Origin of the sequence: Pseudonocardia kunmingensis (genome assembly GCF_006716445.1) — a bacterium.
GTDB classification, from domain to species: Bacteria; Actinomycetota; Actinomycetes; order Mycobacteriales; family Pseudonocardiaceae; genus Pseudonocardia; species Pseudonocardia kunmingensis.
Genome location: NZ_VFPA01000001.1, coordinates 314,931 through 327,163, shown reverse-complemented (window position 1 = coordinate 327,163; position 12,233 = coordinate 314,931). Strand labels below are relative to the sequence as shown.

Genomic DNA, 12,233 nt, shown 5'->3' with positions numbered 1-12,233 from the left:
AGCACTGACAGTCCCGCGCCGCTTCTGCAGCGGTGCCCCCGGTGGGATTCGAACCCACACTGAACGCTGTTTGAGAGCGCAACCTCTGCCGATTGGGTTACGGGGGCGGTGCTGCCGACAGCATAGCGGCGCGACGTGCGCCGTCTCTCACCGGGAACCGCCGAGATCACAATCGCGGCGGGCCCCCGGCCGGTACTCTGAATGGATCACGCAATACCTCCGACAAAGGAGCAACCCTGTGACCCAGCAGGTTTCCGAGCAGGCCACCGAGGACGAGGCCCGACCGGCCGCCGGTCTGCGTGTGCTCGTCGTGGAGGACGAGGCCCTCATCCGCCTCGACCTCACCGAGATGCTCAGCGAGGAGGGCTACGTCATCGCCGGCGAGGCCGGTGACGGCGAACAGGCCGTCGCCCTCGCCCGGGAGCTGCGCCCGGACCTCGTGATCATGGACGTCAAGATGCCGAAGATGGACGGCATCGCGGCCGCGGGCTCGATCGTCGAGGAGAAGATCGCGCCCGTCGTCATGCTCACGGCGTTCAGCCAGCGCGACCTGATCGAGCAGGCGCGGGACGCGGGGGCGATGGCCTACCTCGTCAAGCCGTTCGCGCGCCACGAGCTCGTGCCCGCCATCGAGCTGGCCGTGTCCCGGTTCGCGGAGAAGCGCGCGCTCGAGGACGAGGTCGCCACGCTGAACGACCGGCTCGAGACCCGCAAGGTCGTCGACCGGGCGAAGGGCCTGCTCATGACCCGGCAGAGCATGACCGAGCCGGAGGCCTTCCGCTGGATCCAGCGCACCGCGATGGACCGCCGGACCACGATGAAGGCGGTCGCCGAGGCGATCGTCGACGGGCTCGCCGCGCCCAAGTCCTGACCCCCGCGTCGGGGTGCTCGCCGGGTTGCCGGGGCCGACCTCCCAGGTTGCGTTCCGGTAAAGGAGATCCGAGCAGTGGTGACTCCGCAGTGTGACGTCGCCTAATCTCCGCTCGCTCTCGAGAGGCGAGAGCGGCTCGGGCGCAAGCGGGCACCCCCGTGAGACGCGGCACGGAAGGACAACAGCATGACTCGGAGGCGGACGATCGTCACCGCCGCGATCCTCGCCGGGGCCCTCGGGCTCACGGCGTGCGGTACCAACCGGGAAGAAGAGCCCGGTGCCGGTGGTCAGGCCGCGGGAGGGTGTGACACCAGCCGCGGCACGCTGATCATCGGAATGATCGCTCCGCTCTCCGGTGGCCTCTCGGCCCTGGGGCTCGGTATGCGCAACTCGGCGCAGCTGGCCGTCGACCAGGCCAACCAGGACTGCACGGTGGCGGGCTACGAGCTCGCCTTCCAGCCGGAGGACGACCAGGCCACCCCACAGGTCGCCGGACAGGCGGCCACGCTGCTGGCCTCGGACCCGAACGTCGTCGGCGTCATCGGCACCCTGAACTCGTCCACCGGGCAGACGGTGCAGCCGATCCTCAACGAGCGGTCGATCCCGATGATCTCCCCGGCCAACACGGGTCCCTCGTTGACCCTCGGCGAGAACTTCGCCACGGCCCCGCAGCGGGTGTACGACAACTACTTCCGGGTGGCCACCACCGACCTGGTCCAGGGGCCGTTCGCGGCGAACTACCTGGTGCAGACGGCAGGCAAGCAGCGCATCGCCGTGATCGACGACGGCAAGACCTACGGCGCCAACCTGGCCGAGCAGTTCTCGCTGCAGGCCGAGAAGCTCGGCGCGCAGGTCGTCGCGCGGGAGAAGGTCGGCGAGCGCGACACCGACTTCTCGGGCGTCATCACCGCCATCCGCGGGCAGAACCCCGACGCGGTGTACTACGGCGGCGAGTACCCGGTGGCCGGGCCGCTGTCGGCGCAGCTGGCCGCCGCGGGCCTGGACATCCCGCTGATGGGCGGCGACGGCATCAACGACGACGACTTCGTCTCGCTGGGCGGCCGTCCCGGTGACCTCGCCACCAGCATCGGCGCCCCCGCCGAGACGCTGCCGAGCGCGCAGCAGTTCGTCTCCGACTACGCGGCCGCCGGGTACGCGGAGCCGTTCAGCGCCTACGGCGCGCTCACCTACGACGCCACCAACGTGATGATCCAGGCGCTGGCCTCGGCACTCGCCGAGGGCGAGTACTCCGAGGAGCGGCGGGCCGACATCGTCGCCGCGGTCCAGGCCACCGACCTGGAGGGCGCGAGCGGCCCGGTCTCCTTCGACGAGTTCGGCGACACCACCAACAAGGTGCTCACCGTCTACACGGTCGAGGGCGACGGCTTCGTCCCGGTCGAGGGCTCCACCTCGAGCTTCGAGGGCTGACACCACCGTTCGAGGCACGAGACGCCGGGGGGCGGGGCGACACCCCGCCCCCCGGCGCGTACGTGGAGGGACCACCCGCTTGCTGTCCACGCTCCTGTCGCAGATCGTCAACGGCCTGGTGCTCGGCTCCTTGATCGGGCTGATCGCACTCGGCTACACGATGGTCTACGGCATCATCCAGCTCATCAACTTCGCCCACGGCGAGATCTTCATGATCGGCGGCTACGGCGGCCTCGCGATGTTCACCTACCTGCTGCCGACGTTCGTGCAGCAGCAGTGGTACCTCGCGCTGCCGTTGCTGCTCATCGCGGGCGCCGCGGTGTCGGTCGCCGTCGCCGTGGCCATGGAACGCTTCGCCTACCGCCCGCTGCGCAACGCCCCGCGGCTCGCGCCCCTGATCACCGCGCTCGGGGTGTCCGTGGCCCTGCAGGAGGCCATCCGGGTCTTCTACCCGGGCGCCACCGCCGCGCTGCCCTACCCCAAGATCTTCCTCGAGGGCGCCTACATCGTCCCGATCGGCGACGGCGTGCCGATCCGCTACACCGGCGTGCTGATCATCGTCGTGTCGCTGGCGCTGGCCGTGGCCCTGCAGCAGTTCGTCGACCGGTCCCGGCTGGGCCGCGCCATGCGCGCCACCGCCCAGGACCGCGACGTCGCCCGCCTGATGGGGATCAACCCGGACCGCGTCATCGTCCTGACGTTCGTCCTCGGCGGCCTGCTCGCGGGCGTCGCCGGCATCCTCTACGGCGCCGACCTCGGCTTCATCAACATCGACATCGGCTTCCAGAACGGCATCTTCGCGTTCACCGCCGCCGTGCTCGGCGGGATCGGGAGCATCCGCGGCGCCGTCGTCGGCGGGCTGGTGATCGGGCTGGTGAAGGCGCTCGGCGGGCAGTACCTGCCCGGCGGCACCGCCTACGACTACGTCTGGATCTTCGTCGTGCTCATCGTGGTGCTGGTGTTCCGGCCCCAGGGCTTCTTCGGCGAGACCGAGAGGGTGCGGGCATGACGGCGACCCAGGGAACGCCCGCGCCCCCGCGGCGCGGCCCGCGCCACGCGGCTCCGGAGGCGCCGGCTGGACGGCTGGCCGCCCTCGCCGGCATGGCGACGCCCCTGCGCGTGGCCGGCGGGGTGCTGACGATCCTCGGCACGTACCTGCCGTGGGCCACCTTCGTGCTGAACGAGGGCGCCTACCCCGCGCAGGCCACGCTCGAGTTCTTCACGGTGCCGTTCGGGGTCACCGGGTTCCGGCTGCACCTGCTGCTGTTCGGCATCGCGGCGATCGTGCTGGCGCTGGTGTCGGTGCCGGGCCGGGTCCGCATCCTGCGGGCCATCGGCTGGGGCGTCGTCGCCGTCAGTGTGGTGAACGGGCTCTGGATCGCGGTCTCGGGCGGTGGGCTCGGGGCGATCACGGCCGCCGACGGCGGCATCGCGTTCGGTGCGTTCGTGGCGCTGGTGGGCGGCGTGCTGCTGCTCGTCGGCGCGGCCGCGGGCGGCCTCGAGCCGACGCCGGTGTGGGAGTGGCGGCTGAACCCGTGGCTGGAGCGGGGCCTCCTGCTCGTGGTCTTCGCGCTCCTGCTGCTCCTGGTCTCGGCCGTGCTGACCAGCGGTGGCCAGGGCAGCGCGGCGAACGTCTACGCGGGCGCGGTGTTCCTGTCCTTCCTCGGCGCGGTCGGCGGGCTCCTCGCGGCGCTGCACGCGTCGGGCCTGCTGACGTGGGTCGGCGTGGTGTCGGAGCGGCACCGCGTGTTCAGCGTGCTGGTGCTGCTGGCGTGCGCGCTGCTGCTGCCGTTGACGGGCGCGGGCACCGAGTACTGGATGACGGTCGCGGCGAACATCGGCGTCTACGCCGCCACGGCGATCGGGCTCAACATCGTGGTCGGCCTCGCAGGCCTGCTGGACCTCGGGTACGTGGCGTTCCTGGGCATCGGGGCGTTCGTCGCGGCGAACTTCTCCGGGGCCACCGCGGCGCAGTTCGGGATCGCGCTGCCGTTCCCGCTGGTCATGGTGATCTCGGCGGTCGTCGCGGGCATCTTCGGGGCGATCGTGGGATCGCCCACGCTGCGCGTCCGCGGGGACTACCTCGCGATCGTCACGCTGGCGTTCGGCGAGATCTTCGTGCGCAGCGCGCAGAACAACATCGGCGGGCTCACCGGCGGCTCCAACGCGATCCCCGGCATCCCGCCGGTGTCGCTGTTCGGCACCGCGTTCAACGACGAGATCACGATCGGCGCGCTCGAGCTGCCGCCCGGCGTCCTGTACTACGTGCTGATCGTGCTGATCGTGGCCGCGGTCATGCTCGTGTTCGCGAACCTGAAGAACTCGCGGCTGGGCCGGGCGTGGATCGCGATCCGCGAGGACGAGGACGCGGCGCGCGCGATGGGCGTGCGCACCGGCCCGATCAAGATCCTGGCGTTCCTGATCGGCGCGATGCTGGCCGGGCTGGCCGGGGCGTTCTTCGCGCACAAGACGGCCACGGTCTCCTACGAGAGCTTCCGGTTCCTGGAGTCGGTCACGCTGCTCGCGGCCGTCATCCTCGGCGGCATGGGGACGATCCCGGGTGCGGTGCTCGGGGCGTCGATCCTGTTCGTGCTGCCCGAGAAGCTGCGCGAGTTCGCCGACTACCGGCTCCTGCTGTTCGGCCTCGCCCTCATCCTGATCATGCGGTTCCGCCCGCAGGGGCTCGTCCCCGACGCGCACCGGCGCGCCGAGCTCGCGCCGGAGACGGTGGAGGACATACCGACCGCGGCGATACCCGTGGTCCCGGCGGAGGGGAGGAAGTGATGAGCGAGTTCGCACAGACCACGCCCACCCCCGTCGTGAACGACGTCCCGATCCTGGCCGCGGACGCCGTGACGATGCGGTTCGGGGGCCTCACCGCCCTGAAGGACGTGTCGTTCCTGCTCGGGGAGGGCGAGATCATCGGGCTGATCGGGCCGAACGGGGCGGGCAAGACCACCCTGTTCAACTGCCTGACCGGCCTGTACTCGCCCACCTCGGGCACGGTCGCGATGCGCGGCGACGCGCTGCCGCAGGACCCGGCACGGGTCACCGAGCGCGGTGTCGCGCGCACGTTCCAGAACATCCGCCTCTTCCCGAGCATGACCGCGGAGGAGAACGTGCTGGTGGGCCGGCACGTGCGGATGAAGCAGAGCCCGTTGTCGTCGCTGCTGCACGGCCCGCGGTTCCGCCGCAGCGAGGCGGAGGCCGCGGAGCGCACGGCCAAGCTGCTGGCGTTCGTCGGGCTGAGCCGGTTCTCCGACGAGCTGGCGCGCAACCTGCCCTACGGGGACCAGCGCCGGCTCGAGATCGCCCGGGCGCTGGCCACGGACCCGTCGGTGCTGCTGCTCGACGAGCCGACCGCGGGCATGAACGCCCAGGAGACCGAGGCGACCCGGCAGCTGATCTTCGCGATCCGCGACCTGGGCGTCTCGGTCGTGGTGATCGAGCACGACACGAAGTTCATCTTCACCCTGTGCGACCGCGTGCTCGTGCTCGTGCAGGGCCAGGTGCTCGTGGAGGGCACCCCGGACGAGGTGCGGGGCGACCCGCGCGTCGTCGAGGCCTACCTCGGCGCACCGCCGGACGAGGTCGACGCGCAGATCCACAGGGGAGAGACCTGATGGCGTTCCTGGAGGTCCGCGACCTCACCGTCGCCTACGGCGCGATCCAGGCCGTGCGGGGCGTGAGCTTCACCGTCGAGCAGGGGCAGATCGTGTCCCTGATCGGCAGCAACGGTGCGGGGAAGACCACCACGCTGCGCACGATCTCCGGGCTGCTGCGCCCGGTGGCGGGCGAGATCCTGCTGGCCGGGGAGCCGATCCACCGCCTGCCTGCCCACGAGATCCTCGCCCGGGGCGTGGCCCACAGCCCGGAGGGGCGGCGGCTGTTCGCGCGCATGACGGTGGAGGAGAACCTGCGCCTCGGCGCGTACACCCGCAAGGACGAGGCCGGCATCGTCGCCGACCTGGACCGGGTGTACTCCCTGTTCCCGGTGCTGGGGGAGCGGCGGCGCAACAAGGCGGGCCTGTTCTCCGGCGGCGAGCAGCAGATGCTCGCGATCGGGCGGGCGCTGATGTCGCGGCCCAAGCTGCTCATGCTCGACGAGCCCTCGATGGGCCTCTCGCCGATCATGACGCAGAAGATCCTCGACACCGTCCGCGAGCTGCGCGACGAGGGCACCACGGTGCTGCTCGTGGAGCAGAACGCGCTGGCCGCGCTGGGGCTGTCCGACCACGCCTACGTCATCGACCTCGGCCGCACCACGCTCTCGGGCAGCGGCCGGGAACTGCTCGCCGACCCGCGCGTGCAGGAGGCCTACCTCGGCGAGGGCGTCGCCAGCTAGCTCGCACACCGATTCCGGCGTCGGCACACCGACTGCAGTCGGTGTGCGGAGGCAGAAGTCGGTGTGCGAGCGGCGAAAGCCGGCGCGTCGGATACTGCGGCGCGCGGCCGCGGTCCGTCGCTGACACATCGATTCCGGCGCTCACACACCGACTGCAGTCGGTGTCCGAGCGTCGGAGTCGGTGTGCGAGCGTCAGCCGCGGGGGCGCGGCTCCGTGTCGCGGTGGAGGCAGGTGAGCTTCGCCGTGCAGGTGCGCCTGCCCTCGGCGTCGGTGATGACGATCTCGGTGGTCGACGTGCTGCGTCCGACGTGGATCGGGCGCGCCACCCCGGTGACGACGCCCTCGGTGGCCGAGCGGTGGTGGGTGCACGCGAGCTCGAGGCCCACCGGGAACCGGTCGGGCAGGGCGTGCAGGGCCGACAGCGTCGAGCCGAGCGTCTCGGCGAGCACCGCGTTGGCCCCGCCGTGCAGCAGGCCGAACGGCTGCCGGTTGCCCGCCACCGGCATCGTGCCGACGACCTCGTCGAGCCCGAGCTTCACCAGCTCGACGCCCATGCGCGCGGCGAGCTGCTCGGGGCGGTCCTGGACGGGCAGGTCGGCGGGATCGATCGGCACCCGGGCACCCTATGGCACCCGCGCCCGCGACCCGCGCGACCGGCGGTTCACCGGCATGATCAGCGCGATGTCGGAACGATCGACCGATCCGAGATCGACGGTTGCGCCCCGGCGAGGGCGATGGGCGCGATCCCGGACGGATCATGGGCCGTGCGGGAGGGCTCAGCGCCAGTCGACCCGGACCGTTGCGGCGCCGAGGAGGGCGGCGTAGCGCGCGACGTGGACGTGCGCGGCCTCCCGCACCTGCGCGGGGAGCGGGGCGAACGGACGGACGGTGACCAGCAGGTCGTCGCCCCTGACGTCGTGCTCCCACACCCCGGCCACGGCGCCGTCGACGACCAGGACGGGGGAGATCCAGCCCGCTGTGCGCGACACCTCGCCGGCGCGGCCCGCCGGGATCGCCCGGTCGCGGTGGGAGCGCGGGGCGATCACCCAGGGGTCGAAGCCGGGCAGCAGCACGACCTCGCCCGCCGGAGCGTCCGGGGTGGCGGCCAGTTCCTCCGCGTCCGCGGCCCGCACGACGAACCCGGGCTCCCCGTCGATCTCCACCTGGGTGAGCGCGTCGGCGTGCTCCCGGACCCAGCGCCGCGCCGGGCCGGGCTGCTCACCCCACCAGCGGGCGACGTCGGCCGGGGTGGCGGGTCCGTTGGCGGCGAGGAAGCGCAGCAGCACCTCCCGGTCGGCCTCGGCGGCGTCGACCGGTCGCAGCGGCCGCCCGAGCCAGGCGGCCGGACCGACGAAGGTGACCGCGCCGTCCGCCGCGGGGCCCGAGCAGAGCAGCCCGCGGGCGGCGGCCGGCTTGAGCAGCGCGCCCCAGCCCGTGGAGAGCGGGGCGACGAGCGCCGGGTCGCCGAGCCGCGCACCGATCGCCGCGGCCAGCTCGGCGCGGGTGAGCGGCTCCTCGCCGAGTACCTCGCCGACGGCGTCGGTGATCGCGTGCAGCTGCGCCCCGGTGACGCCGTGCTCGCGCTCCCACGACGGCGGGAAGCGGCGGCGCGACTCCTTGTCGGTGAGCGCGCCGACCCACAGGTCGAGCTCGTCGGCCGGCAGCAGGTGCAGCGTGCCGCGCATCGCCCAGGTGCGCACGAGCGACCGCCGCTCCCAGAGCGCCGCCTGGAGGTCGGGCGGAGCGGCGCTGCGGACGCCGGCGATCAGGGGCGCGCACGACGCCACCTGCGCGTGCAGCCCGCACACCCGCCGGGCCACGGCGAGCGCGTCCGCCGCGGGCTCGACCAGCAGCTGCCGCCGCGCCCGCCACCGCACCACCTGCCGCCACGTCACTCGCACGCGTCGATCCCACCACGCCGCACCGACACCGCACCGCACCACGGCGCCACGGCGCAGTCGGAGGGTCCGCCGCAGACGGTCGCCGTTTGGTCCTGCGGCGCCGCGAGCCGCACGTCAGGGTCCTCGCGACCGCGCTCATGTGCTTCTCGCCGGGGTGATCGCTTCCGCCGATCATGGCCGTTCGCGCGTTCCGCGGAACGCGCCCGTGCGGACCCGGTCGACGTCATGAGTCTTCGGCCGCGGGTTCAGACCCATGGCGTCGATACGGTCAGGGAATTCCCAGTGGGCGGGCCGTTCCCGGCTCGAGGCCACGGCCTTCCGCCTCGGCCCGTGTGCTCGGCGCAGTCGGCCGGTTCCCCTGCCCCCGCCGGTCGGCGAGGTGGCCGGGTTGGGCCAAGTACCGAATATTGTGGTCGGCCGGGCGGCCGTCCCCGACATGGCCCAGGCCTGTTCCGGGCGAGAACGTACCTGCTGGGTGCGTGCGCACCTGGCGGTGGTCCCGTTCCACCCGGTCCTGGTGATCATCGGTGCGGCCCGATGCCCGTCCAGGCGCCCTTGGCCGGCGGAAACGGGACATGTGCTGCAGGGGTGCGGCTCGGGTCCCTGCTTCATTGATCAAGATCGTGTCGATGGGGTTGGCGACGGCACCACAGCCGGATGAGTGGCACCCGGCGGGGACGGGCTCGTCGTGAACCGGCCTGGGCCCGGTCGGGGACGGCCGCCAGAGCGACCACGTCACCCGGTAGTTCTGCCAACAGGGCCACCGTCGACACCGGGGGCGGACACGGCGCCGGGTCGACTGCGAGTGACGGCTCGGCGCGGGGCGGGGCAGTTCGCCTCGAGCCGGGAACGGCCCGCCCACCGCAACCCGCGCCACGGGGCAGGAACCCCCGGGAAGGCGGCCGCGGTGCTCGCGCACCCCGTGTCCTCGCACGCACCCCGATCGAGCCCGCGCCACCCGTCGACGGGGGCGTCGGCGGAGTGCGTGGGCTGAGCACCGGAATCGGCCGCCGCCCGACCGCGTGAACGTCGGTGGACGCCGCTCTAGCGGGGCTTGTGCGTCACGAAGATCGCGGTGCCGGGGAAGAGGGCGCCGCGCAGCGGCGACCACTGGCCCCACACCGTCTCCCGGCCCTCCGGCCACTCCGGCTCCACGACGTCGTCGAGGACCAGGCCGGCGGCGACGACGTCGCGGACGCGGTCGCCGAGGGTGCGGTGGTGCTCGACGTAGGTGGCGCGGCCCGCCGCGTCGACCTCGACGTACGGGGTGCGGTCGAAGTAGGACTGCTGGACGGTGAGGCCGTCGGGGCCCGGGTCGTCGGAGAACATCCACCGCATGGGGTGGTTCACGGCGAAGACCCAGCGGCCGCCGGGGCGCAGCACGCGGGCGACCTCGCGCATGACCCGCTCCGGCTCGGCCACGAACGGGACGGCGCCGAACGCGGAGCAGGCGACGTCGAACGCCGCGTCGCCGAACGGCAGGCGCTCGGCGCCGGCCTGCACGAGCGGGACCGGCAGCCCGGTGGCGGTGCCGAGCGCGGCGGCGTGGCGGAGCATCGCCCCGGACAGGTCGAGCGCCACCGGGTGCGCGCCCTGGGTGCGCAGCCACCGGGCGCAGGGCGCCGAGCCGGAGCCGACCTCCAGCACCCGCCGGCCGCGCACGTCGCCGAGCAGGCGGGCGTCGGCCTCGCGCAGGCCCTCGGGGCACCAGACGAAGTCGGCGTCGCCGATGTCGGGCCCGTGTTCTGCCAGGTAGTCGTCGGCGTCGGCGTCCCACCACAGCCGGCTCGCGCGCTGCGACTCGGCCCCGTCCACGGCCCGGCGCGCCACCCCCGCGGTACCCAGCCGCTCCTCGGCGCTCGCGATCTCGTTCACCGGGGAATCACCGCGGCATCCTCGCAGTTGGGAAGGGGGTACCCGCATTGCCCTGCTGATCGGGCCGCGCGTAGCATGGTACCCGCGGTGTGGTCCACGTCGCGGGTACGTCGCGCGCTTCGATCCGACCACGCATCGCGTTGCACTCCACGATCACGAGCAAGGGTGACAGCACCACGTCACAAGACGTACACCACCTGGCCAGCACCACCAATCCATCCATCACCGGAGCACCCCACTACATGTCCACCGACACCACCGCCGCCCCGACCACCACGCCGCAGGTCGCCGTCAACGACATCGGGTCGGAGGAGGACTTCCTCGCCGCCATCGATCAGACGATCAAGTACTTCAACGATGGCGACATCGTCGAGGGCACCATCGTCAAGGTCGACCGCGACGAGGTCCTGCTCGACATCGGTTACAAGACCGAGGGTGTCATCCCCTCGCGGGAGCTCTCGATCAAGCACGACGTCGACCCGGCGGAGGTCGTGTCGGTCGGTGAGTTCGTCGAGGCCCTCGTCCTCCAGAAGGAGGACAAGGAGGGCCGGCTGATCCTGTCCAAGAAGCGCGCCCAGTACGAGCGCGCCTGGGGCACGATCGAGGCCCTCAAGGAGGCCGACGAGCCGGTCGAGGGCACCGTCATCGAGGTCGTCAAGGGCGGCCTGATCCTCGACATCGGGCTCCGCGGCTTCCTCCCGGCCTCGCTGGTCGAGATGCGCCGCGTGCGCGACCTGCAGCCGTACGTCGGCCGCAAGATCGAGGCCAAGATCATCGAGCTGGACAAGAACCGCAACAACGTGGTCCTGTCGCGCCGCGCCTGGCTGGAGCAGACCCAGTCCGAGGTCCGCAGCGAGTTCCTCAACCAGCTCAAGCAGGGCCAGGTCCGCAAGGGCGTCGTGTCCTCGGTGGTCAACTTCGGTGCGTTCGTCGACCTGGGCGGGGTCGACGGCCTGGTGCACGTCTCCGAGCTGTCCTGGAAGCACATCGACCACCCGAGCGAGGTCGTCGAGGTCGGCCAGGAGGTCACGGTCGAGGTGCTGTCGGTCGAGATGGACCGCGAGCGCGTCTCGCTGTCCCTCAAGGCCACGCAGGAAGACCCGTGGCGCCTGTACGCCCGCACCCACGCGATCGGCCAGATCGTGCCGGGCAAGGTCACCAAGCTCGTCCCGTTCGGTGCGTTCGTGCGCGTCGAGGAGGGCATCGAGGGCCTGGTGCACATCTCCGAGCTGGCCGAGCGCCACGTGGAGATCCCGGAGCAGGTCGTGCAGGTCGGCGACGACTGCATGGTCAAGGTCATCGACATCGATCTCGACCGGCGCCGCATCTCGCTGTCGCTCAAGCAGGCCAACGAGGGCATGACGGTCGACACCGAGTTCGACCCCACGCGCTACGGCATGGCCGCCGAGTACGACGACCAGGGCAACTACATCTACCCCGAGGGCTTCGACGCCGAGACCGGCGAGTGGCAGGAGGGGTACGACGCCCAGCGCGAGGCGTGGGAGAAGCAGTACGCCGAGGCGCACGCCCGCTACGAGCAGCACATCGCGCAGATCCGCAAGACCGCCGAGGCCGAGGCCGAGGCGGCTGCCGACGGTGGCGGTGGCGCCAACTACTCGTCCGGTGGGGAGGCGGCCCCGGCGCAGACCGGCGGCTCGCTCGCCAGCGACGAGCAGCTGGCCGCGCTGCGGGAGAAGCTGTCCGGCGGAGCCTGAGCAGCAACCCTGCGCTGATCGATCCGACGGCCCCGGTGACCACTGGTCGCCGGGGCCGTCCGGCGTCCGGAGGAAGGATTGTCACGGTTCGGTGAGG

The 12,233-nt window shown here is 72.2% G+C and carries 10 protein-coding genes and 1 tRNA gene; 7 read left to right on the top strand and 4 right to left on the bottom strand.

Features of this window, described 5'->3' with window-relative positions:
- Positions 1-33: 33 nt before the first annotated feature.
- A tRNA-Leu gene (locus FB558_RS01510) sits at positions 34-107 on the bottom strand.
- Between the two features lie 131 nt (positions 108-238).
- On the opposite strand from FB558_RS01510, the gene FB558_RS01505 reads away from it, so the two are divergent.
- From FB558_RS01505 to FB558_RS01480, 6 genes are all read left to right on the top strand, one after another.
- Positions 239-871 carry an ANTAR domain-containing response regulator gene (locus FB558_RS01505; protein ID WP_142047390.1) on the top strand — a complete coding sequence of 211 codons (633 nt, stop codon included), beginning with the start codon at positions 239-241 and terminating at the stop codon, positions 869-871.
- 186 nt (positions 872-1,057) lie between these two features.
- Complete coding sequence (locus FB558_RS01500; protein WP_142047388.1) at positions 1,058-2,299, top strand: branched-chain amino acid ABC transporter substrate-binding protein; 1,242 nt, start codon at positions 1,058-1,060, stop codon at positions 2,297-2,299.
- A gap of 79 nt (positions 2,300-2,378) precedes the next feature.
- The gene (locus FB558_RS01495) at positions 2,379-3,308 is read left to right on the top strand and encodes a branched-chain amino acid ABC transporter permease (protein WP_246106196.1); all 930 of its coding nucleotides are present in this window, start codon (positions 2,379-2,381) and stop codon (positions 3,306-3,308) included.
- Positions 3,305-5,083 (top strand): branched-chain amino acid ABC transporter permease, encoded by a 1,779-nt coding sequence (locus FB558_RS01490; RefSeq protein WP_142047386.1) that lies wholly within the window; start codon positions 3,305-3,307, stop codon positions 5,081-5,083. Before FB558_RS01495 ends, FB558_RS01490 begins: the two co-directional genes overlap by 4 nt.
- The gene (locus FB558_RS01485; RefSeq protein ID WP_142047384.1) at positions 5,083-5,922 is read left to right on the top strand and encodes an ABC transporter ATP-binding protein; all 840 of its coding nucleotides are present in this window, start codon (positions 5,083-5,085) and stop codon (positions 5,920-5,922) included. The genes FB558_RS01490 and FB558_RS01485 overlap by 1 nt, the downstream gene beginning before the upstream one ends.
- Positions 5,922-6,644, top strand: coding sequence for an ABC transporter ATP-binding protein (locus FB558_RS01480; protein WP_246106195.1), 723 nt, complete (start codon positions 5,922-5,924; stop codon positions 6,642-6,644). The genes FB558_RS01485 and FB558_RS01480 overlap by 1 nt, the downstream gene beginning before the upstream one ends.
- A gap of 192 nt (positions 6,645-6,836) precedes the next feature.
- Here the strand turns inward: FB558_RS01480 and FB558_RS01475 are convergent, their stop codons facing one another.
- The 3 genes from FB558_RS01475 to FB558_RS01465 all read right to left on the bottom strand — a co-directional run bounded on the left by FB558_RS01475 (position 6,837) and on the right by FB558_RS01465 (position 10,469).
- Entirely contained in the window at positions 6,837-7,199 is a 363-nt protein-coding gene (locus tag FB558_RS01475) for a hotdog fold thioesterase (RefSeq protein WP_142053516.1), read from the bottom strand.
- 222 nt (positions 7,200-7,421) lie between these two features.
- Positions 7,422-8,546 (bottom strand): winged helix DNA-binding domain-containing protein, encoded by a 1,125-nt coding sequence (locus FB558_RS01470; protein WP_170231150.1) that lies wholly within the window; start codon positions 8,544-8,546, stop codon positions 7,422-7,424.
- 1,044 nt (positions 8,547-9,590) lie between these two features.
- Positions 9,591-10,469: a class I SAM-dependent methyltransferase gene (locus FB558_RS01465; protein WP_142047380.1), complete on the bottom strand. Its 879-nt coding sequence runs from the start codon at positions 10,467-10,469 to the stop codon at positions 9,591-9,593.
- 194 nt (positions 10,470-10,663) lie between these two features.
- On the opposite strand from FB558_RS01465, the gene rpsA reads away from it, so the two are divergent.
- Positions 10,664-12,136 (top strand): 30S ribosomal protein S1, encoded by a 1,473-nt coding sequence (gene rpsA, locus FB558_RS01460; protein ID WP_142047378.1) that lies wholly within the window; start codon positions 10,664-10,666, stop codon positions 12,134-12,136.
- The last annotated feature ends 97 nt before the right edge of the window (positions 12,137-12,233 follow it).